General features: G+C 60.3%; 22 protein-coding genes and 5 pseudogenes. 17 read left to right on the top strand and 10 right to left on the bottom strand.

Translation table 11 applies throughout. The features are described from left to right. Window positions 1-351: 351 nt before the first annotated feature. From ACFX5Q_RS33100 to ACFX5Q_RS33055, 10 genes and pseudogenes are all read left to right on the top strand, one after another. Window positions 352-1022: pseudogene (locus ACFX5Q_RS33100) on the top strand (ABC transporter ATP-binding protein); the annotation flags it as partial. After that, window positions 1005-2360 (top strand): alkyl sulfatase dimerization domain-containing protein, encoded by a 1356-nt coding sequence (locus ACFX5Q_RS33095; protein ID WP_404284566.1) that lies wholly within the window; start codon window positions 1005-1007, stop codon window positions 2358-2360. The pseudogene ACFX5Q_RS33100 and the gene ACFX5Q_RS33095, both read left to right, overlap by 18 nt. Before the next feature lie 545 nt (window positions 2361-2905). Next, window positions 2906-3307: a thiolase C-terminal domain-containing protein gene (locus ACFX5Q_RS33090; RefSeq protein ID WP_404284564.1), complete on the top strand. Its 402-nt coding sequence runs from the start codon at window positions 2906-2908 to the stop codon at window positions 3305-3307. Continuing rightward, a complete protein-coding gene (locus ACFX5Q_RS33085) occupies window positions 3307-3501 on the top strand; it encodes a Zn-ribbon domain-containing OB-fold protein (RefSeq protein ID WP_404284546.1) in 195 nt (64 codons plus the stop codon). Before ACFX5Q_RS33090 ends, ACFX5Q_RS33085 begins: the two co-directional genes overlap by 1 nt. A 27-nt stretch (window positions 3502-3528) precedes the next feature. After that, a pseudogene (locus ACFX5Q_RS33080) lies at window positions 3529-3726 on the top strand (Zn-ribbon domain-containing OB-fold protein); the annotation flags it as partial. 17 nt (window positions 3727-3743) lie between these two features. Further along, on the top strand, window positions 3744-3983 hold the full coding sequence (locus ACFX5Q_RS33075; protein ID WP_404284544.1) for an SDR family NAD(P)-dependent oxidoreductase: 240 nt from the start codon (window positions 3744-3746) through the stop codon (window positions 3981-3983). After that, on the top strand, window positions 3919-4470 hold the full coding sequence (locus ACFX5Q_RS33070; protein WP_404284562.1) for an SDR family NAD(P)-dependent oxidoreductase: 552 nt from the start codon (window positions 3919-3921) through the stop codon (window positions 4468-4470). The genes ACFX5Q_RS33075 and ACFX5Q_RS33070 overlap by 65 nt, the downstream gene beginning before the upstream one ends. Before the next feature lie 541 nt (window positions 4471-5011). Next, a complete protein-coding gene (locus ACFX5Q_RS33065; RefSeq protein WP_404284542.1) occupies window positions 5012-5185 on the top strand; it encodes a DUF3088 family protein in 174 nt (57 codons plus the stop codon). Continuing rightward, the gene (locus ACFX5Q_RS33060) at window positions 5163-5336 is read left to right on the top strand and encodes a DUF3088 family protein (RefSeq protein WP_404284541.1); all 174 of its coding nucleotides are present in this window, start codon (window positions 5163-5165) and stop codon (window positions 5334-5336) included. The genes ACFX5Q_RS33065 and ACFX5Q_RS33060 overlap by 23 nt, the downstream gene beginning before the upstream one ends. A 265-nt stretch (window positions 5337-5601) precedes the next feature. Next, window positions 5602-6189 (top strand): hypothetical protein, encoded by a 588-nt coding sequence (locus tag ACFX5Q_RS33055; RefSeq protein ID WP_404284539.1) that lies wholly within the window; start codon window positions 5602-5604, stop codon window positions 6187-6189. Here the strand turns inward: ACFX5Q_RS33055 and ACFX5Q_RS33050 are convergent, their stop codons facing one another. The 9 genes and pseudogenes from ACFX5Q_RS33050 to ACFX5Q_RS33010 all read right to left on the bottom strand — a co-directional run bounded on the left by ACFX5Q_RS33050 (window position 6190) and on the right by ACFX5Q_RS33010 (window position 15356). Continuing rightward, window positions 6190-6396: a hypothetical protein gene (locus tag ACFX5Q_RS33050; RefSeq protein ID WP_404284537.1), complete on the bottom strand. Its 207-nt coding sequence runs from the start codon at window positions 6394-6396 to the stop codon at window positions 6190-6192. Then, window positions 6350-7168 (bottom strand): hypothetical protein, encoded by an 819-nt coding sequence (locus tag ACFX5Q_RS33045; RefSeq protein WP_404284535.1) that lies wholly within the window; start codon window positions 7166-7168, stop codon window positions 6350-6352. Before ACFX5Q_RS33045 ends, ACFX5Q_RS33050 begins: the two co-directional genes overlap by 47 nt. A 409-nt stretch (window positions 7169-7577) precedes the next feature. Continuing rightward, a complete protein-coding gene (locus ACFX5Q_RS33040; RefSeq protein ID WP_404284533.1) occupies window positions 7578-8516 on the bottom strand; it encodes an IS1595 family transposase in 939 nt (312 codons plus the stop codon). 61 nt (window positions 8517-8577) lie between these two features. Next, window positions 8578-11456: pseudogene (locus ACFX5Q_RS33035) on the bottom strand (Tn3 family transposase). A 147-nt stretch (window positions 11457-11603) separates the two neighbouring features. Next, a complete protein-coding gene (locus ACFX5Q_RS33030) occupies window positions 11604-11726 on the bottom strand; it encodes a hypothetical protein (RefSeq protein WP_404284568.1) in 123 nt (40 codons plus the stop codon). Between the two features lie 130 nt (window positions 11727-11856). Then, window positions 11857-12108 (bottom strand): annotated as a pseudogene (locus tag ACFX5Q_RS33025) (Lrp/AsnC ligand binding domain-containing protein); the annotation flags it as partial. Next, window positions 11993-12310, bottom strand: coding sequence for an aldehyde dehydrogenase family protein (locus tag ACFX5Q_RS33020; RefSeq protein ID WP_404284560.1), 318 nt, complete (start codon window positions 12308-12310; stop codon window positions 11993-11995). The pseudogene ACFX5Q_RS33025 and the gene ACFX5Q_RS33020, both read right to left, overlap by 116 nt. A 66-nt stretch (window positions 12311-12376) precedes the next feature. Beyond that, window positions 12377-13876, bottom strand: coding sequence for an AMP-binding protein (locus ACFX5Q_RS33015; protein ID WP_404284531.1), 1500 nt, complete (start codon window positions 13874-13876; stop codon window positions 12377-12379). A 145-nt stretch (window positions 13877-14021) separates the two neighbouring features. Further along, entirely contained in the window at window positions 14022-15356 is a 1335-nt protein-coding gene (locus ACFX5Q_RS33010; protein WP_404284530.1) for an FAD-dependent oxidoreductase, read from the bottom strand. A 72-nt stretch (window positions 15357-15428) separates the two neighbouring features. On the opposite strand from ACFX5Q_RS33010, the gene ACFX5Q_RS33005 reads away from it, so the two are divergent. From ACFX5Q_RS33005 to ACFX5Q_RS32975, 7 genes and pseudogenes are all read left to right on the top strand, one after another. Then, window positions 15429-16109 carry a TetR/AcrR family transcriptional regulator gene (locus ACFX5Q_RS33005; protein WP_404284528.1) on the top strand — a complete coding sequence of 227 codons (681 nt, stop codon included), beginning with the start codon at window positions 15429-15431 and terminating at the stop codon, window positions 16107-16109. A 2-nt stretch (window positions 16110-16111) separates the two neighbouring features. Then, window positions 16112-17203: an ABC transporter substrate-binding protein gene (locus ACFX5Q_RS33000; protein WP_404284526.1), complete on the top strand. Its 1092-nt coding sequence runs from the start codon at window positions 16112-16114 to the stop codon at window positions 17201-17203. A gap of 17 nt (window positions 17204-17220) precedes the next feature. Further along, complete coding sequence (locus ACFX5Q_RS32995; protein ID WP_404284524.1) at window positions 17221-18057, top strand: ABC transporter permease; 837 nt, start codon at window positions 17221-17223, stop codon at window positions 18055-18057. Continuing rightward, on the top strand, window positions 18057-18863 hold the full coding sequence (locus tag ACFX5Q_RS32990) for an ABC transporter permease (RefSeq protein ID WP_404284522.1): 807 nt from the start codon (window positions 18057-18059) through the stop codon (window positions 18861-18863). Before ACFX5Q_RS32995 ends, ACFX5Q_RS32990 begins: the two co-directional genes overlap by 1 nt. 1 nt (window position 18864) lies before the next feature. Further along, window positions 18865-19974, top strand: a complete 1110-nt coding sequence (locus ACFX5Q_RS32985) for an ABC transporter ATP-binding protein (protein WP_404284520.1) — start codon at window positions 18865-18867, stop codon at window positions 19972-19974. A gap of 300 nt (window positions 19975-20274) precedes the next feature. Beyond that, a pseudogene (locus tag ACFX5Q_RS32980) lies at window positions 20275-20364 on the top strand (hypothetical protein); the annotation flags it as partial. Window positions 20365-20385: 21 nt separating this feature from the next. After that, the gene (locus tag ACFX5Q_RS32975) at window positions 20386-20916 is read left to right on the top strand and encodes an RHS repeat domain-containing protein (RefSeq protein WP_404284558.1); all 531 of its coding nucleotides are present in this window, start codon (window positions 20386-20388) and stop codon (window positions 20914-20916) included. Window positions 20917-21124: 208 nt separating this feature from the next. Here ACFX5Q_RS32975 and ACFX5Q_RS32970 read toward each other — a convergent pair. Next, window positions 21125-21820 (bottom strand): phosphatase PAP2 family protein (locus tag ACFX5Q_RS32970; protein WP_404284518.1); only part of this gene is annotated, 696 nt, incomplete at its 5' end.

Here is a 21820-nt window from a genome sequence, read left to right as displayed (position 1 = left end):
GTTGACCGCCGCTCATGCACGAACTGCACGACCGCCTCGTTCATGCGATCAGCCGGCAGCCCTGGGAGTAGGTCGTAGGGTCCGGCGCGTTTCCAGACAGGCGCACCGCGCTTCATCCTGTTCGACGAGCCCGCGGCCGGCCTTTCGCCGACCGAGCGCCGCGACCTCGTCGCGATCCTCAACGCGCCGCCGAAGCATATCGGCTACATCATCATCGAGCACGATCTGGATGTCGCGCTGCGTATGTCGGAATATGTCTCGATGATGCACAATGGCCGCCTGTTCAAGGAAGGGTCGCCGCAAGAGATCGAAGCCGATCCGAGGTCCAGGAAAACTATCTCGGGGGCAAGCATGGCTAAGCGCCCAGCCTCTTCCGGTAAACCGACCAAGGCCATCCTCAGGATAGACGACCTGCAGGTCGTCTACGACGAAAGCCATGCCCTGCAGGGCGTTTCGCTGACGCTGGAGAGCGGCGTGCTTTCGGTGGTCGGCCGCAACGGCATGGGCAAGTCGACGCTCTGCAACACCATCGTCGGCTTGAAGCGAGCACGCTCCGGCTCGATCCGCGTCGATGGCCGCGAGATATCAGCACTCGAGCCACACGAGATCCACCGTCTCGGCGTCGGCTACGTCCCGCAAGGGCGCCGCGTCTCGCCGAGCCTGACGGTCGACGAGCATCTGCGGCTTGCCGCCGGCAATCGGCGCGATGCCCAGCTGGACCGTCGAGCGCGTCTACCAGACCTTTCCGCGCCTGGCGGAACGCCGCACCAATGGCGGCTCGCAGCTGTCGGGTGGCGAACAGCAGTTGCTGGCGATTTCGCGCGCGCTGCTTAGCGACCCGAAGCTGACTGGTCATGGACGAGCCGACCGAGGGCCCGGCGCCGATCATCGTCGACCGGATCGAGCAGATGCTGGTCAACCTTGCCGCCGAAGGCGAGATGGCGGTACTGGTCATCGAGCAGAACATCGGCGTGGCGACCGCCGTGTCGAACCATGTCGCCATCATGGTCAGCGGCGGAGTATTTATGGTGGAGGTGCGAGGATTAGCTATGGTGGTTGGATCGGCTCTAGATCAATCGGCGCCCGCCTACGCAGACGATTTTGCCGGCCGTGAGCAACTCCGCGCGAGTTCCGCCGAGTTCCGGAAGGAAGTCATTCAAATCACCGACGGCGTCTTTGCGGCCGTCGGCTATTCGGCGAGCAATGTCACGCTTATCCAGGGCGACAATGGCTCGATCATTGTCGATACGTCCGCAAACCCTGTCGACGCGAAGGCCATCATAGGTGCATTCGGGGATCGCCTGGTGCGGCCCGTGCGAGCAATTCTCTACACGCACAATCACCCCGACCATTCCGGCGGCGCGAATGTGTTTTCCGGAAATGACAACCCCGAAATCTATAGTCACCAGACGCTGGTGGAAGCCGGTCCAGAGCTCGGCAGAGGCCAGCGCGACGGCGGCGATGCATTTGGCACAAAGCTGCCCGACGAACTGTTCATCAATGCCGGCACCCAACTCGAATACGGTCGGGTGACGCCGCACACGCGGGAAGGCTACCTGCCTCCGACGCGCACCTTCAGCGGCGAGAGCTTGACAATTGAGGTGGCGGGCGCCGAGATGCAGCTTATCCATACGCCGGGCGAATCTCCCGAGAACACGGCTATCTGGCTGGCGGCAAAGGGCGTGCTCATTCCAGGCGACGGTTTCTTGAAATCCTACCCGAATCTCTCACCGATCCGCGGCCTTAAACTGAGGTCGCCGGAGAAGTGGATCGCCAGCCTCGACAAGATGCTTACCTTGGAGGCCACCTACATGGTGCAGGGGCATATGCGTCCAATCCTCGGGAAGGACAAGGTGCGTAAGGCACTCACAGACTACCGGGACGGGATCAAGACCGTCCTCGACCAGGCCCTCGCAGGCATCAAGCAGGGCAAGACGCCGGACGAACTTGTCCAGGAGGTAAAGCTTCCTACCGAACTCGCAAACAGCCCCTACCTTCAGGAATACTATGGCAGCGTGGCTTGGGCCGTACGTGGTATCTACGCCGACTATGTGGGATGGTTCGATGGCAACGCGACCAGTTTATACCCGCTGCCTCCTACCGAGCGCGCCCGCAAGATGCTCAAGCTAGCCGGTGGACCAGCGAAGATGCTCGATCGAGCCAATGAAGCGGTCGAGGCCAAGGAGTTCCAGTGGGCGGCCGAACTAGTCGATTATGTGCTGGCCCTCGACCCTGAACACGGGGCGGCAAAGGAACTCAAGGCCCGGGCGCTGACCGAACTGGGCGAACGCCAGATCAATGCCACGGCCCGGAATTACTATTTGACCTCGGCGCAGTACCTGTCGAAGAAAAGCAAATAGGTGTGTGGGATATCATACTAAGATCAGGAGCAACTTAGCGTTCCTTCCTCGAAGCTGCCTGCGCTGTGCCCGTCCTTTTGGTAAAGTCGGGACACTGGTTCAACCGACGAGATGCTGCTTGGCGGCTGCGATTACAACGTCGGTGAGAGTGGCGAACCGCTCTACTGCTAACCTCCCAGAAAAGTGAGACGTCGAGCGGCATATGGGGGGATCAATTCGACTAGCGTTCCGTCTGCAGATGTTGGCGGACGAGGTGCTCCGGGTTCATGCCCCAGCCCATGCCTTCGACGCTATGCTATATAGTGATTTTTCGAAAATGGTTCATTCCGGCGCCGATACTGACGGCACACCAGGTAGAGCTGTATAAACGGCATATGAGCGGATTCAGCACACATAAGTACTATTAGACCGGGCAAGCCGTTCCGGCGCTGCCCAAACCCGCGCCAATGTCACGCCCCAGATGCAACTTCGTTGCGGTCGGGAACGTCTATGTCAGGGGTCATTCCTCGCTGGTGACGCATTACGCCTTGTCGTAGGACACCGACCTGGCGAAGCTCGGCTATCCCCAGGCCGCCGCCCGGGCCTACAAACAGGCTGGCATTGGACCGAGAGACATCCAGATCGCCGAACTCTACGATGCCTATCCGGTCTTCGCGCTGATCGCCCTTGACGGGCTCAAGCTTTGCGGTGGCGAGCGGGCGGGCACCTTCGTCGCCGCCGGCGAAACGTCGCCCGGCGGCTCGATGCCGATGACGACCAATGGCGGGATGCTGTCGCAAGGCCATACCGGCGTCGGCGGTGGCGTTGCCGTTCTTGTCGAGGCCTTCCGCCAACTGATGGGCAAGGCCGGGCCGCGCCAGGTCGAAAATCTCGTCAATGCCGCCGAGACCGCCTCCGGCGGGACCTGGATGGATTCGCACGTCACCATTTTGTCTGGGGAACACTGATGAACACACCCGCCCGCCCGCCCCCCAAGTCGAGCCCTGGTCCGCTGGCTACTGGCTGGCCGGCCGAACGCCGCTTCGTGGTCCAGGAATGCCGCGGCTGCGACAAGCCGATCATGTATCCGAAGCGTGTCTGCCCGCATTGCCTTGGCGACGATCTCAGCTGGCGTGCCTCGACGGGGAAGGGAGAGATCTAATCCGTCACCGTTCAGGTTGCCGGCTCGCCGACGGGGTTTTCCGACCGGCTGCCTTATGTGCTGGCCATCATCAGGCTGGAGGAGGGCGTGCAGCTGATGGGCAACATCGTTGGTCCGAACGCGGAGAACTCGCGTTGCGGCGACCGCGTCACGGTCGACTTCGAGGAGGTCGAGGGTGGCGCCAAGCTTCCCGTTTTCCGTCTCGACCGCGGGACCGCACTCTAACCGCCAAGTGAGTCACCATGCCGTCGAGCGAGCAAATTGCCGTCATCACCGGAGGTGCCCAGGGGATCGGAGGGGCCACGGCCGGTATCCTGCTCGAGCGCGGCTGGAAGGTGCATGTGCTAGATCGCCGCGCCAGCGACGATCCAGCCGTTGTCAGCCATGTCTGCGACGTGACGTCGGAAGCCGAACTCGCTGCCTGCGCCAGGCCCCATCGATGCGCTGGTGCCTTGCGCCGGCATCAATTTGCGTCCGGATGACAATCGCGCCGAACAACTATCCGTCGACGCGTGGGATCGCACGATCGCGATCAATCTGACTGGCGTGATGCTCACAGTGCGAGCGTTCCGACCGCATATGCGCGCGGACGGCGCGATCGTTCTATTGTCCAGCGTGGCAGCATTACGGGCCATGCCCCTGGCCGGTGCTTATACTGCGTCGAAGGGAGCTCTGGTCGCACTGACCCGATCGTGGTCGGTCGATTATAGCCGCTTCGGCATCCGGGTTAACTGCGTCTGCCCTGGTCCCACGGACACGAACATGATGGCGGGCGTGATCGAGGGCTTCGGCAAGGATCAGCAGCTTCAGCTTCCGCAGCAGCGCATGGCGAGCGCACAGGAAGTCGGCAATCTCATCGCCTTCCTTGCCTCGCGCGAGGCCTCCTACGTTTCCGGCGCGATCATTCCCGTAGACGGTGGAGCGACAGTGCACAGTGCCGGTATGCCGTTTCCAAGACGCAAGGACTAATTCCCAATGGTCTCGCCGTCTGCATCACATCTGGAATCGCAGTGCATCAGGTAAAGATTCGCGTGCCGACGCGGCGTATCGCGACCTTGCGGACGCATAGGCGAACATGGGACTTCAGAGCCTCGCCATCCTCCGCTGCCAGTTTCCACTCGGCGAAGGAGCCGTCCTTGCACGCTTGCGGCGGCAATGCCCGTCATCCGCCGCTCTATAACCCTCGACAACACTTCAATGCGTTGCAGCTCGCCAGTCCCAACCTGCAATCTCCCGTGCTGTCGAATCGAGCGATTGGCAAGAGCCAAGCAGGAGCGATATTCCTACTTTGCCAGCTCAGGACATTTTAGGCTCGCCGACCTCCGCCCTGGAACGAAATACGGGCAGCCGTTGCGGAAATGGAAGACGGTTTCCAATGGCTTTCCAATCGGAGGATTTTTGCCTTCGGCCTGGCCCCTTGTGACAGCTAGAATCCCGCTTCGCTTAATCCACACCGTCAGCTCGAGGATCACCCGCTTGACCGCATCCCGAAAAAGCCAAGCTGTTTCTGTTGAAGCCCGATTTCGAGGACGCAGCCTATCCGCAGCAACGTTTCCTCTGCCGGCATTGCGCCCTTGTCGAAGGTGTCCTGGCGTCCTTTCCAACACTGCTGGACAGGATCGAGGTCAACTGGGTGGATTTCCCACGGCCGCGCAAGGAGGTTGGTCGATCTGATCGGTGCTGAAAACCAGGCGCTGCCCGTTCTCGTCCTTGCCGGCAGCCAGCAGACCGAACAGGCCCCAAAAGTGGCCAACGGGCGGACATTCGTGTCGGGTTCCGATGCCATCATTGCCGCCTTCGCCGAACTCTACGGCATTCCTGTCCCGCATCCGTGAATCACGCGTCGGCAGGGTCGTCGTCCGGACAACCCCCGGGAACATTGAAAGCGCGCCAGCGGGACGACAATTCCACCAATGGCTCAGAAGTTGACAATGAGTTTCCCAAACGGGAATGAACCGGCCAATATTTCTATAAAAACTATAGATATTATCATCTATGATCGTTGGGGTCGAAACAAGAGCAGTGCGAAATCGTACGTTAAGGCGATTATCTGGTTGACAAACCCATTGTCGAATCCGGCGGTTCTGTTATGACTCGCGAATGGGTCATTTCCTCAAATCGTTGGCTGGCAGCTTCCTTGGCAAGTTGCTCGCCGGGTTGGTCATTGCCGTACTCATCCTGCTTGGCTTCGGGCCGAACGCGTGGGCTGCTTGGCTTATGAGCCACTCATGGGCTCAGTTGTCCCTCATAGCAATTGCGGCCTTCCTGGCTGGGCTGTTGGCCGTCAACATCTATCTTCAGTGGCCTCGCGCCGCGCGCCTTGCAAAGCCACGGCGGCTTTCTCCGGCACAGAAAAACGTCTTGGCTGACTCCCTTAAGAGCCGCAACTTCCGCCCGAACGATGTGGCGGTACGGTTCGCCGCCGGGAACGATGAATGCCGAGAGTATGCAGAAGATTTCGCGGATGTCTTGCGGCGGTTAGGATGGACCGACCATTCGGGAACCTCAATTGACGAGGACCCTCACCTGACTAAGCTACGACTAGTGATCGACTCACAGGACGCCCACCCACAGAACGCTGCGATGATGGCCGACGCATTTCGGGATGCTGGCGTGAGCTTTGAGTGGGGTCAGATGGACGGGCCGTTAGGCACCCCAACCATTCTTTACGTCTACAGAAACGCCTGACTAGCGCTTCGCCTCTTCCCTCTTGCGGCGCACCAGTTCCTTTATCTGTTCCTGGGTCAGCTTCGGCGCATGGGCGATCTTGTTCACCACGGCTTCGAAAGCGGCGTCGGACTGATCGGTTTTCAGTTCGCGCGCCGCCTCTCGGAATTTTTCGATCTGGCTAGCCGATGAGCCGTTTTTGACCGTCTTCGATTGTTTCGACGTCATCGTCCTCGTCATCCATAGATAGCATCTGTTCGAACATGGCGATTTGACGCCGCAGTTTGCGCAGGCCTTTCAGATCTACGTTCGCGTTGATGATAACACGATCGCCGACAATCCGAGCGTCAATAGCCGCACCTTCCCGTGCCACTGAGGCCGCCGGCATCGCCTGCGAGTACAAGGTTTCCATGGGGCTTGCTGCTGTCGAAGTCATCTGACTGGGCTCCGTTTCAACGGGAGCCTTGTGTGCAGGCTCCGTTTGTGCGGGCGATTCTAAAGGGGTGTCCTGATTTGCGCTAGGCTTCAGGCCTGCAAATTGCACGTTTTCTTTGAAGATGGTCAGAAGCGAGCGAGCCGACTGGTCATTGAGATTCCGCTCTACCTTCAGGTGGCTTCGCGCGACGGTATCGGCCGGAATGCCTTCGCTCCAACGGTCTTTTTTCCAGAGCCACCGGAAAAGCGGTGGGTGCAATGCAAAGTCAGCGATCATGCCGGCGCGAATTTCGTCTCGCTCGTCAAGGAAATAGCGCCGAGCCGCCCCAGTCAGCTTGAGCTTGCGGTCAGCATTCGAGCCTTCATCTTCTAGCAGTCCGTATTGCTTGAGAGCGCCTGTGGTTTGAAATCCGCCGCTGCTTTTTGGGCTGTAACCCCATAGCTCAAAAGCGGTCACTACGGGCATCGGTTTGCCTGTGCGGTCACCATCAAAAAGCTGCTGTGCCTTCGCTAAAGCCTTTTCCAGGCTGATAAATGGAAAGCGCGTGGAAGCATCGTCGGCCATATGCGATTCTCCAATTGTGAGAGACATATAGCCGAGTTCAGTTCACCGTTCAATGCCAGTTCTTTTCGCCAGTTCAGAGACCCTTGACCGAATCGCGGCTTTCTGCCCATATTGGCTTTATCGGGCGGTAGCGCTCGGGAAAGGAGACGGGTTATGAAAATAAGAGTCGCTCTTGCCGCTGTCACGGCTCACGGACACGGCGCGGGATAAACGAAGAGGCCCCGTAACCGGCCGGGTCACGGAGCCTCAAAGTGGGCCACCAAGTCGAAACTGGAAGCGGCGGTGAGCATATCATCGCCGCTTTCGTTTGTGAATCCCTTTGATCTGTTCGCCGGGGCTGGAGGGTTGCCTATAGCGCCAGAGCGGAAGCTCTAGCTGCACCGGCTTTCGGAAATGCGTCCGCTTTTCGTCAAGCAGGTCTGCGATAGGTGAGGCGCTTGCCGGCGGCACCCTTCAACGCGATGAAAGCGCGGGTGCCGTCATCGACGCCAAGCGCGATACGATTGCTGTAGCGGAAATCGAACTCGGCCAGATAGCGGTGCAGATGGTGTTCGGCGCAATGCTGATAGACGCCCTTCATGCCGCGCTTGAAGATCGAATAGAAGCCTTCCACGGTGTTGGTGTGGACGATGCCGCGACCGTATTCGCCATCGCCATGATTGACCTTGCCGTGCGCCGCGAACTCGGGACCGATGTTCTGGTAGACGCGGGCTTCGTCCGACAGGAAGACGCTTTCCTTGTGAATGTTGGCGTTCACGATAGGCAGGACGCGGGCAACCGTGGCGGTGTCGATATGGAACGAACGGGCGATGCCGCCGCGCTCGACAAGCGTAAGGACCATGTTCTTGTGCTGCGCACCCTGAGTAACCGGAACGCCAGCCAGACGGCCGATGTAGGTCTCGTCCACTTCCACGAACTTGCCAGCGCCGCCCATGGGCGTGAAGTCACCAGAGCGCATGGCTTCGCGAATGCGATGGCACAGGAACCAAGCGGCCTCATAGGTGCATTCGAGTATGCGGTGCATCTGATGGGCGCTGATACCCTTCTTAGAGGCGCACATAAGGTGGATAGCCTGCAGCCACTTGGTCAGCGGCAAATGGCTTTCCTCGAAAATGGATCCCATGCGGACGGTGAACTGCGAACGGCAGGCGCTGCACTTATACAGGCCGTGACGCTCGATGCCGTTCGGGTTCTTCTTAGACGGCTTAGAACGGACGCCTACCAGCTTGTAGTGGCGATCAACACTACCGCACTTCGGGCAAACCGGACCGTTCGGCCACAGTATGGATTCGACATGCTCGAAAGCCTTGGCTTCGTCATGGAATTCGGGGCGGGACAGAACGGACATGGAAAATCTCCTATGTCCTTACCCTACGTAATCAGTTTGGGTTTGTCAACCAGATAATCGCCTACGTTAAGGGCGAACGAAGCGGGAACTCTAGGCAAGCCCGAAGGCGAAGCGACCGGAAACCTTCTGGCAGATGCTGCTCGCTACCCCAGGTGTAGATGCCTGTCAGATTGATGTGCTCCCAGCTCAGCGGCGAGATATGCTTGAGCAGATGATCCGAAATCTCGCGACGCACGTTGCGTAAGTGGGTGACGGCCCGTTCGATATAGACCGTGTTCCAGTGTACGATCGCACTGACGACGAGGTTGAGGCCGGAGGCGCGGAAGGCCTGGCTTTCGAACGATCGGTCCCGGATCTCACCGCGCTCGTGGAAGAAGACGGCGCGCTTCAGCTTATGTGCCGCCTCACCCTTGTTGAGGCCGGCCTGGCAACGCCGGCGTAGCGCTGGACTTGAGTACCATTCGATCATGAACAGCGATCGCTCGATCCGGCCAAGTTCCCGTAGCGCCCTTGCGAGCTGGCTTTCCTTCGGTGATGCGGACAGCTTCTTCAGGATCGTGGACGGCACCACGGATCGCGTCGTGATGGACGCCGCCAGATGAAGCAGATCATCCCAGTGCTCGAGGATCAGGGTGGTGTTGATTGGGGCTCCGATGTGGTTGGACAGCGCCGGATATGCATCGCCCTTCTCGAATGTGTGGAACTTCCGGTCTTTGAGATCGCGCAATCGCGCCACCCGGTGTCGGTGAAGTGCTCCTGGATGTCGAGGATCGTGTCCTGATCGAATAGTCCGTCGAGCGCAAAGGCAGCCTCGCTTTCGGTCGGGCTGATGGGCAAGATGCTGAAGTAGTCGTACTGGTCTGACAGATGGCTGTAGAACTTCGATCCGGGCTCACTGCCGTAATGTAGATTGATATCTCCGCGCTTTGCGGCTCGGTCGCTTGCTCGGAAGAATTGGCCATCAGATGATGACGTCGTGCCACTGCCCCAAAGGCGAGAATGCGGATGGCGGGTATGTGCGTCCGTCACGCAGGCCTGGGCTGCGCGGTAGGTCTCCGACCGAGCGTGGAACGTGCGCATCCAACTGATCTGGTGAGCGCTGATGCCTTTGGACGCGCTGGCAATCCGTTTCGGACCAAGGTTGGTTGCATCGGCCAGTACGCCAGCCAGCATGGCCGAGACATTCCTCGGAGTGTCCCCCGTGCGAACATGGGTGAAGCAATCCGCAAAGCCGGTCCATTCATGCACCTCCCTCAAGAGATCTGGCACCTCGATCAACGGATAGAGCTCGCTAATCTCGGCATTCAGGTCCTCGGCTGCTGCGGGAACTTCGCCAACTGCTGGCGTGACGATAAGCGTTCCACCTTCGAGGCGAACACCTTCGAGCTTCCCGGACCGTGCTCTGTGCGCCAGGCGCTTCAGGTTGAAGTCGAGCATCTGCCGCGCTTCGGTAAGCCACGCCGCACCGTCCTCTTGGACACCAAGTCCGAGGCGACCTTCATCTTTCAAGATTGTGAACGTTGACCGCGGCATCAGGTGCTCGTCGATCGGTCGGAAAGATCGGCTGCCGTCGACCCAAATGTCCGCGGATCTAAGGCGGTCTCGCAAAGCCGCGAGCGTTGCAATCTCATAGAGACGGCGATCGGGCTTGTCCTGCCCGAGGATTAGCCGTCGATCAGCTAGGCTGAGGTGGGTGACCGGGACGCGATCCGGAAGGCTCCGCCGCTTCTCGGCATAGAGCCGTTTCAGCAGCGAAATCGCCGCAAGAAGGGGATCGTGGCGGCGCGCTGAGCGGAACGTGAACGCCTGCAGGAACGCGCCGGCATATTTGTTGACGGTCGCATATTGCTCGGCCGCTAAGGTTAATGGCGACGCCTCGTTGTCCTCGACCATCGACTCAAGCTCAGGCTTCATCCGAAGCAACCGGTGCCATCCAACTTCCTGATCGATAACTTCCAACGCGTTCCGGCCATAATCGTTCGCGGACTGCAGGGCTGTGATCGTGTCCAGTAACATACGTAGCGCTTTGGCGGTATCCGGCCTACAGTCCATGTGGCGCTGCTTCTTGCGGTTATTGGCTTGCGAGAACAGCCGACTCTGCGCCACGATCAGCGCGTGTCGACGGCTGGCATTGAAGTCGTTGGCCAGCCATGCCGGTGTGGCGTTGCTCTCACGGATCATCTGACCCCACCGTCCAGACGATATGCGCATCTGCAATTTCGAATCGATATCTAGCTTGCGCAGGAAGGCAATCCGTTCGGTCAGCCCGACCAGGTTTGACGCATCTGGCGCATCCGGCGCTGATCGCAGCCAATGAAAGCGCGTCTGAGCGATGGCCGGGTCAACCTCCAACAGCTTATCCAATGATCGAAGCGTATCGACCGATATTTCTTCGATCAGCGCTCTCTCTGCTCGCCGACGGGCAATGGCGCGGGCGGCAAGACCGATCCGTTCGATCGTATCGATAGCTGGCAGAAGAGATCCGCGTTCACGAAACATGGCGACAGTGGCACTCGCGATCGCGCCACCGTCGTCGGACATCATGGCCGCCTGAATTGCAGCCAACAGCGCAGCTCTACGGTCTTGCCCCGTCGCGCTCCGCGCGGCCAGATAAACCATCAAGCGAGCAATGTGATCGCGACGCGTTTCTTCGCGGCGTGCATAGAGCGCAAACTTTCCAGCGTCGGCGCCAATCTGCTCGGCAACGTACTTTAGCATTGCGCGAGGCGGAGTTTCATCGGTCGCCAACACCCTGCCTGGATATCGCATCAGGCAGAGCTGAACGGCAAATCCGAGCTGATTGTGTTCACGTCTGCGAAGTCCAGTCTCAAGCCTGTCAGCCGACGACAACGAATAGTGTCGGATGAGGCCGTCCTCATCGGTTGGTATATCGAAAAGTCTCTGTCGATCCTGAACCTTGAGAAGCCTCCGTTTACCCATCGCCCAACTCCATCCACGACTAATCTGCAGGGAGCGTCGTCGAGTCGGACGGGCGAAGAAATCAAAACTGGTGCCCCTGCGATGGCAATCCACAGGGATCGGATGCTGCCCAGCCGCACTATACTAGAGTTCGTGATCCGTTCTCCCTTAGCGTACGATTTCGCACTGCTCTTGTTCCGACCCCATATAGGCGAGCTCGCGCAGCAGCCGGCGGTCGGCGAGGCGATCGAGCGCTTCATGGCGATGCGAGCGGGCGAAATGCGCGGACATGGTCGAGGCCTCTTGGTTCGGACTGATGCGGGAAGACTATCCGCCCTATGCAGACAGAAAGGCTGTTTGGATGCCCGCCCGTAGAGAGACTCTCTCTATTGTGTAGCGTCGGCGGACGATCTCTCCGGCCCTACGGCGCCGCCGGCAACAGGTCGGCTATGGGCAGCGCAATCTCGTCCTTCACCGTCTTGATGACGATGTAGGTGAAGTAACGGTCGATGCCGATCTCGCGGTCGAGCAAGCCGTCGACCAGTCGCTGGTAGGCGTCAATGTCGCGCGCCAGCACATAATCGACGCCGCCGCCCACCGACCAGCAGGCGACGATCTCGGGAATGTCGCGGATGACGCGCTCGAAGCGGTCGAAGTCGGCCTGGCGGTGGCTGGCCGCCCACGCGCGCAACCAGCGCCTGACGATCTTCGACAGGGCGGGCGCTCCATTCCGGAAAGGCGGCGGCGGCCGCATCGACGGCTTCGTCGAGTTGCTCGCGCGTCGCTTCGGGAACTGTGGCGAGAACCTGCTCGGTCGCCGGGTTGAAAGCTTGGAAGCTGGCCAGCGACGTGGCAGCCTGGCCGTTGATCGTCATGGTGTAGTTACTGAAAAAGTCGATGCTCATGGTCTTTCTTCTCCTCCATCAGGCCGTTTGGCCAGATTAGTTGTGGGATTGCTCCCTAAGGCTGCGGCGCAGGATCTTGCCGGTGCTGGTTTTCGGCAGATCCGGAACGAAGGCGACAAGGCGTGGAGCTTTGTAGGCGGCAATGTACTTCCGGCAGTGCTCCAGGAGGTCCCCCTCGCTGAGCTTAGCGCCGGCGTGCAGCACGACGAACGCTTTTGCGATCTCGCCCTTCTCCTCATCCGGCACGCCAGCCACAGCGACCATGGAGACCGCCGGATGCATGGCGACGACCTGTTCCAACTCGGCCGGGTAGACGTTGTAGCCGGCGGTTATGATCATGTCCTTCTTGCGGTCGACGACGAAGATGTAGCCGTCCTCGTCCATATGGGCGATGTCACCAGTGGCGAGCCAGCCGTCTGCGTCGATGGTTTGTGCCGTCGCGGCCTCGTTGTTCCAGTAGCCCCGCATAACCAGCGGACCGCGGACCATCAGTTCGCCCGGCTCGCCCCGCGGCGCATTCCGCTTCGGCTGATCGAGATCGGCGATGCGCGCTTCGACGCCAGGGAAAGGTAGGCCGATCGAACCGGCCCGCGGCGGCCAGAACGGCGAATGACTGGTCGCAGGACCCGCCACCTCTGTCATGCCCCACAGTTCCAGCAAGGGACAATCGAAGCGGCGGACCACCGCCTCCATCTTCGCCGTCGGCATGGTCTGCCCGCCCACGGTACACCGGGTCAGGCTCGACAGATCGGCCGTGGCGATGTCTGGGTGGGCGAGCATCTGGTAGTACATGGTGGGCACGCCCTCGAAAAGCGTGACCTGTTCTTCGGCGATCAGGCGCATGACCTCGCCGGCGTCGAAGCGCGGCAGGACTACGAGGCGCATCCCGCTCTGGAACGCGGCGTTCATCACGATGTTGCCGTAGACATGCGGCAACGGCAGTGCCGATAGCACCACGTCGCTGCGGTGGCGGACATGGATGGTCGCCGTCAGCGCCATGCTGGCGAAGACGTTGCCATGGCTCAGCATCGCACCCTTGGGACGGCCGGTTGTGCCCGAGGTATAGCCAATAGTGAACAGATCCGCAGGCTCGCACGGGGCAGGATCCCTGTAACCGCCCTTCAGCACGTCGGCGAAATCAATCTCCCCTCCGCCGGGCGTGATGGCCTGCGCGCCGGACGGGCGGGAGATTTTCGCAGCCCGGTCGAGCGGCGCGATCAGCGCCTTCGCACCGGAATCATTCGCCATGTATCCGACCTCGTCGCCCGTCAGCATGATGTTGGCAGGTACGACCACTGCGCCGAGACGCGCGAGGGCGTGATAGGCGACGATCCATTCCCAGCCATTGGCGAGATGAAGGACAACGCGATCGCCGGCCGAAATACCCAGTTGCGACAATCCGCCTGCGAAGCGGCCTACACGGGCGTCAATCTCACAAAAGCTAAGGCTTTCCGCGCCGGGCACAGCCACGGCGATTGCATCGCCGAACCGCCGCGCCGCTTCCGCAGCGAGTGTGGACATCACTGGCGACCACATGGTGACAATCTCCTCCCGGTACGTTCCACTTTCCACATATTCTCGCGACGCTTCGCCGTTCGACCGTCGCGTATTGTCCGACCCGAGACGCGCATAACGGCTGCCTCCACGTCGCGTCCTCCGCAGTCAGGCCCGCGTCGTCAGGCTAGGGCTGAAGCCCATCGACGATACGATCTGCGGCCTCTAGGCCCGACCAATGCGCTTGGCCGACGGTGCTGTTGATCATGTAGTCACCCGCAAAAGCGATGCTGGGCAGATCCGGCATGCTGCGGAAATCGGCCAGCCGTTTGACGAAGCCAGTCTCACGGCGGCAGATCGCCAGATCGTTGCGCTGGAGATGCCGGTCAACGAACTCACCATCCGCGACCGCCGGGGTAGCCGCGGCGTAGTCCTTCCATGCAAGATCGAGGATGACATCCTCGTCCTGTCCAAGCGTTTCTGCGCAGAAGGCTCCCTTGAGTTCTCCGCTGGCGAGGAAGAGATCCTCGCCGCGTTCCCAAAAATGCAGGTTGGAAACGCGCGTGAAACCATCCCTGGTCGGCAGCAGCAGCGAAGGTGGCAGATCCCGAGCCTTGGACCTGAAGAGGTAGTGAATGATGTGATGGCCGACATAGCCAACACTAGCGAGGAACTCGCGGCGCGCCGTCTCCAACGTCGGCATCATCTTCGGCACCAACGGCGCCGGAACGGCGAAGACGACGGCATCCGCCTGCATGACCGACTGCTGTCCATTCTTCAGGACGGTCGTCCGCATCCCGTCGTCAGTCTGGACGACCTCCAGGACTTCCGTGCCGAGATGAATTTCACATCCCGGGTCCTTCGCGAAATGCTGACCCATGGCATAGGTCAGCATGCCTACGCCGCGTTCCTTGAACGACCACCAGTTCCCGCTCCACGGGAAGCCAGCCATCAGCCACATCAGCCACGCGACCGAATAGTCGTCCTTCTCATAGCCGCAGAACATCTGCATCGTGGGCTCGAGAATATAGTTGGCGAAGTTCGGGGAGAGCCGATTCATGTAGTCATAGGCGCTTTCTGTGTCGAGGCTCGCCGCGGATGTCAGGTCGCGCGGATCGTTGCGCCCCATCTGCTTGCCGACCGAAGGCAACATCCGCGCGAGCGCCGCCTTCTCGCCGAGCGACAGGAGCGGGCTTTTCAAGATGTCCGCAGGGGAAAAGGACGGCTGCCGTACGATACCCTTGTCCCGATGGAGCAGATACTGCTCATGCGCCTCGGTCAGATTGGCCAAAGCTTCCGGCTTGTAGATGCCGAGCGCCTTGCTCTGCTCGATGAGATTCTGCTCCGAACCAACGAATGCAAATGCCCCCCGTACGCGCCACCCATCCTGCCAGAAATGCGTGCGGCAGCGGCCACCGACTTCCGCCTCGCGCTCAACGACGACGACCTCGACGCCCCGCTCCCGTAGACGCCAAGCCGCCGCCAGTCCGGCGATCCCGGCTCCGATAACCATAACCTTCATGCTTTTCTCCGCGCGCCTTGTTGTTAAAATTCGCTCTTGCAATAGTGGCCATTCTTTTTTAGAGTTAACTCTATGAGTACGCTCCGGGTCAAGCAAAAAGAAAAGCGCATCAGCGCCATCCTCGCCGCTGCGGGCGAGGAGTTCCGCTCCGTCGGCTTCAACGAGGCAAAGGTGGAGGCCATTGCCGCACGCGCGGAAGTCGCTCCCGCGACCATCTACAATTACTTCGGAGACAAGGCCGCGCTCCTGCTCGAGATCCTACGCGAGCATTCCAGGGAGACACGGACGGTCGTGGCTGCGATCGCCTTCAACCCGCCAGACAACCCGCTGCAGGCAATCGACCGGTATTTCGCGGCCGTCTTCACTGAATCCATGCGTGGCCTTTCACGCGAACTGTGGTGCGAAGCGTATGCGGCGAGCTACACCGCGCCCACGGCGAACCTCGGTGGCATCGTGGCGGAGCTCGACGCGGAACTTTTCGATGAGATGCGGCGTCTCTTCGGCATTCTGCAAGAACGCGGAACGTTGGGAGATGCGATCAGCGCTTCGGACCTCGCCGAACTCGGGCTGGCTATCGGCAACCAGCAATGGTCGCGCTTCCTGACCGGTCAGGTCGACCTCGAAGGCGCGCGGACCGAGGCCATCCGGCAGATCCGGATATTCCTGGATGGTGCAGCGGGAAGGCCGATGTCTTCGAACTCTCGGCCGGACAAGACCACTAAATTGACGACAAGCAAAAACAAGGGGAACTAACCATGATCATCAGTCCACTGCAGGCGCACAAGCGCGATCTGACGGCAATGCGCCGCCGCAATTTCCTCAAGCTCGGCGCCGGCGCCGCGCTGGCAATGCCGTTCGTCTCGCGGTCTTGGGCACAGACCAAGGAACTCACGATCGCCAACTTCGGAGGAGACGCGGTGGAGGCAACGAAGGTGGCCTACGGAGACCCCTTCACCAAGGAGACCGGCATCGCGGTGCGAGTCGACGGAGCGTCTCCCTTGCCCGGCAAGATCAAGGCCATGGTCGATTCCGGCAACATCGTCTGGGATGTATGCGATGGCGACGGGTTCACGAGCGAGCAGCTTGGAAAAGCCGGCGTGCTGGAAGAGATAGATTACTCGATCGTCAACCGGTCGATGATCCGCCCGGGCTTTGTCTTCCCGTACGGCGTGCACACCTATTCCTACAGCTACGTGCTTGCCTATGACAAAACGAAGTTCCCCAATGCCCCACCGACCTTCACCGATTTCTTCGACGATGCCAAATATCCCGGCAAACGCACGCTGTGGAAGTATCAGTGCGGTGCCACCGAACCATGTCTTCTCGCGGCGGGCGTCAAACCCTCGGAGATCTACTCGATCGCTCCGGAAGAACATCTGAAGATAGCCCTCGAGAAAGCCAAGTCGCTCGGAAACGACATCGTCTATTGGGATTCGGGCGCAGATAGCCAGCAGATGTTCATCGACGAGGAAGTGGTCATGGGCGTCATCTGGTCGTCCCGTGCGGCGAACCTGGAAAAGGACACGGGCGGACGTGTCACCTGGACGTGGAGCCAGGGGCTGTTCTGCCCTGGTGCCTATGTCATCCCCAAGGGAGCGCCGGCTGGAAAGGACGCCCAGCGCTTCATCGCCTCCGTGCTCATTCCTGAGCGCCAGATCGTGGCGCTGGAGAAGCTGGCGCAGGGGCCTGGCAATCCGGCTGCCGAAGCGCTCGAAACCGATGCGATGAAGCATCTCGACCCCGGTTTCGCACCGAACTTCGAACAACAGATCGCGCGCGACGAGGCCTGGTACGCCAAGAACTACGACACCATCGCCGCTGCCTGGTTCGACGGTATCGCGAACTGAAAACCGGGCTGACACGAGTGCGAACCGCCGATGCTCCCTACTGGTCATTTGCATGGGTCGCCACGGCGATCATCGCATTCCTCTATGTCGTGCCAATGGCGGGGCTCGTCCTGGCGTCCTTCGGAATCCCGGGTGAACCGGGATTCTCGGCCTATGTGGACTTGCTCCAGTCGCCGGCGGTGCGCAACGTCGTGTGGGTCACCTTCCGTGTTTCGGTGTTGACCACCGTCATTTCCGTGGCGCTCGGCTATGTTCTGGCCCTTTCCATAATACATCTCGACGGTGGCGCACGGTCGATCCTCCTCGCACTGGTCGTTATTCCCTTCTGGCTGTCGGCGCTGGTGAGGGCCCTCGCCTGGCTAATTCTCCTGCGTAACAACGGCCTGGCGAACGAGACGCTCCTCGCGCTGGGCGTCATTTCCGAACCTCTCAGACTCGCGCGCAACGAACTCGGGGTGCTGATCGCGATGGTCCACTTCTGTGTCCCCTTCGCAACGTTTCCGCTGCTCGGCGCCATGACTGCAATCGACTCGCGCCACGTCATGGCCGGGCGCAGCCTTGGCGCCTCGCAGGCCAGGATCTGGCGCGACATCTATCTGCCTCTCACCATGCCCTCGCTCGTTGCCGCGGCCTTCCTCGTTTTCGTTCTATGCCTCGGCTTCTTCGTGACCCCCGCCATCGTCGGCGGCGGTCGCGTCGTGATGCTGAGTGAATATATCAGCTTCTCCGTCTTGGTAACCTTACGGTGGACGGCGGCAGCCGCGCTGTCGGTCGGTATCCTGCTGGCGACGCTGGCCTTCGTGGCAATCGTCGCCAGGCTGATCGGCTTCCGGCGTATGATGGAGGTCGGCTGATGTTCCTCAAAGGGCATGCCCGGCTGGCTCTGGTCGCGCTAGGCTGGCTAATGGGTGTCTTCCTTCTCGCGCCTACCCTGATCGTGTTCCCGATCGGGCTGAACGACAGTCGCTTCGTCGTTATGCCGGACAGCCTGTCGGCCCTGTCGCTACGACACGTCGTCAATGTGTTGACAGAACCGACATGGCTGACCGGAATCCGCGACAGTCTGATCGTCGCGGTTTCGACCGCAATTTTTTCGACGGTCATCGGTTTAGCCTTCTCGATCGGCGTATGGCGCGTCAAGGCGCGGTGGACCATGGCGCTGACCGCGATCCTCGTGGCGCCGATGATCGTGCCGCCGATCATCTCAGCCGTCGCGCTCTACCATATGTGGACGGCGATCGGGCTCTACGACACCTGGATCGGCGTGATCCTTGCCCATACGATCGTCGCGGCTCCCTACTCAGCGCTGACAGTTTCCGCGTCGCTCGCACTTCTCGATCCTAGGCTAGAGCAGGCGTCCCGAAGCCTCGGCGCTTCTCGGTTACGCACAGTGGCGGACGTAATCCTCCCCAACATCAAGGGCGGCGTAGCGGCCGGCGCACTCTTCGCCTTCATCATGTCGTGGGACGAGCTGGTCTTGACCCTCTTCGTCGCCAATCGCGTTGTTTATACATTACCCCGCAAGATGTGGGACGGCATCCGCGAGAACGTTGATCCTTCCGTTGCGGCCATCTCGGCCCTTCTCGTTCTGCTGACGATCTCGGTGCTGGCGATCACCCATTTCCTCAGATCGACCGACCCCGTGCGGCGGAGCCATTGACATGACAGTTTCGAGGCGCACTGGCCATGCCGTGGCGATCCAATCGCTCTGCAAGAGCTTTGGGGCGCTTCGCGCACTGGAGGACGTTTCCCTTGACATCCGAGCTGGCGAGTTCATCAGCCTGCTAGGTCCATCGGGCTCCGGGAAATCGACGCTCCTGATGGCAGTTGCCGGCTTCGTTGATTGCGAGGAGGGACGCGTCCTCGTGAATGGGCAGGACATCACACGCGTTCCCGCCGAGCGGCGCTCGCTTGGCGTCGTCTTCCAGGGCTACGCGCTCTTCCCGCACATGACAGTCGCCGAAAACGTGGCCTATCCGCTGAAGCTTCGCGGCGTGTCCAAGTCCGACATTGCAAGGCGCGTCGACACCGTACTCGACCTTGTCAAGCTACGTGGAACGGGCGACAGGAAACCGCGTCAGCTTTCTGGCGGACAACAGCAGCGCGTAGCGTTAGCGCGGGCCTTCGTGTTCGAGCCCGGCATCGTCCTCCTCGACGAACCGCTCTCTGCTCTCGACAAGCAGTTGCGCAGCGAGCTCCAGTTCGAGCTCAAGAGCCTGCACGAGCGCCTTGGGACGACGTTTATCAACGTCACGCACGACCAGGAGGAGGCGATGGCCATGTCCGACCGCGTCGCTGTGCTCAAGGACGGAAGGCTGATGCAGGTCGCCACGCCCCGTGAGATCTACGAACAGCCTAACTCGCGGTTCGTGGCGGAGTTTGTTGGACATGCGGCGTTCCTCGACGGCACGGTCGCAGCGCCTTCCGCGGACCGGTTCGTCATCGAGATCGGTCAGCATCGATTTCCCATCCATGACTCCGGCCGACTGCGAGCCGGTGATGAGGCGAGCCTCGTGCTGAGGCCCGAACGGCTGCAATTGGTCGACAGGTCCTCTCCGGAGGTCCGGCCGTCAATCCCCGGCACGATCATCGGGTCGGCATTTCTGGGACCGCAATGCGTCCATGTCGTGCAGACGGACTTCGGCGCAGTCAAGGTCTCTATGCCGTCATCTGGCCGACCTAACGGTTTGGATAAACAGAAAGACGTGGCGATCGTTTGGGAACCGGATGCAGCCATTGTTCTGCCGAGTACGCGTGAGCGCTCGAACTAGAGTCTTGAGATTCAGGTGCCAGTTCGAGCTTGATTGTGATTAGAAACGGCGGTTCCCCGTCCTCACTGTAGGGCGGCTCATAGGGCGCTTCCTCTGCTTCGATCTTGCGGATGATTTCACGAAACGGCGCACCTGCCGTCTCGTAATAGCGGCGGATGAACTTTGTCCGCTCTTGCAGGAACCAAAGGACATCCATCGCCGTGTTACCCCACTGATCCCAGATCGATCGTGATCGTGATTGCCGATTGGATTGGGGCCGACCGGGCATAAAGCACCAAGGCCTACACCTACAATGCCGCGGGCCAGCTTGCGGGTGCGACTGCAAACAGCATGACGGCAGGTACATATATCTACGACTATCTGTCGCGGCTGGTGTCGCGCACCGTCAGCGCCTCGTCCGCCACGCTGCACATGGTGCACGATCTCGACGGCAATGTGATCGCCGAATACGACGCTTCCGGCGCGCTGCTCACCGAATACATTTCGGTCGAGGGCCGGCCACTGGCGATGATCGCCGACGCCAGCACGGCGCCGGTGCTCTACTACGTGCTCACCGACCAGCTCGAACGGCCGGTGATGATGACCGACCAAGACCGCAACGTCGTCTGGCAGGCGAGCTATCTGCCCTTCGGCGAGGTGCGCACCATCAGCGGCACAGCGACGCTAAACCAACGTTTTCCAGGTCAGTGGTTCCAGATGGAAACCGGGCTCGCCTATAATTGGCATCGCCACTACGATCCGTCCATCGGCCGCTATCTTCAGCCCGACCCGCTCGGTATGCCCGATGGTCCGAGCCGGTGGGCGTATGTCAAGAACTCGCCGCTGATGAACGTGGATCCGACCGGGCAATTTACCCAAATTCCTCCTACTGTTCTAAAGTGTATTCTTAATCCATCAAGCTGTCTTCCATCCCCTCCGAATTCTTGTCAGGCGCTCCCCTGAAGATATGCCCGACATATATCCTCCGCCCCCTTCTCCGCCGGGGCAATGTTCGTGTAATTGCAGGGTAGTGGCAGGTCGAGATGTGTTGGATCGTCCAAAGCCTAGATTCATTGTGCATGGCGAGGGTGCCGCTGCCATCCGCCACATCGACACCAATACGGTCGGCTCGCAGCCACTTATATTGCTCCAGAGACCGGCGTGATGCGGATCAACCGTGGTTTCCCCGATCGGCGAAATGGGCAAAACTCTCGAGACTTCGCGCAGGCGAGTGAGCTTTTGAAGAGCCCGGGACAAAGCAGAATAGCACCGCCGAAATGCTGAACCCCGCAACACCAATGCCGGCGATGACATCCACGACATAGTGGTTGGCAACGATGGCCGCGGAAGTTGCCATCAGCACGTTGAGGAGACAGATGGGGTAGCGGAGCCATTTCACGCCCCACGCCGCCCACGCACAAAGAACCGCGATGGCGGCATGGACCGAGGGGAAGGTCATGATCCCTTGGGCCTTTGTCAAATCGAGAACGAAATCCGCTTCGTCCCGGACGGCGTTTAATTGCCGCAGAAACACGGTGCCCCATGCCCCTTGTAGATTTTCGAGGTCGCTGGGATCGACATTGTAGATACTGTAGGTCCCAAGAGCGGGGTACCAGATCGAGATAACGCATGAAATGAAGCAGATGACCGCCCAGATGAGGGTCATTTGATATGAGCGCAAGACTTGCCCAGCCGAAGCCAGGATCAACGGCAGCGCTAGAAGCTGGTATGGAAAGCTATCGTAGGCGACGTTCAGGGCGTACGAGAGAAATTTTCTGTCGTCAACGAATGTAACCAGCGCTACCCAATCGAGGCCAAGCAGCGCCTGATCCATCTTTTGAAGCTGGTCGTCAGCCCACGGCATGTT

The organism is Mesorhizobium sp. IMUNJ 23033 (assembly GCF_044778005.1).
Taxonomy (GTDB): domain Bacteria; phylum Pseudomonadota; class Alphaproteobacteria; order Rhizobiales; family Rhizobiaceae; genus Mesorhizobium; species Mesorhizobium amorphae_A.
This window is presented reverse-complemented; position numbering and strand designations above follow the sequence as displayed.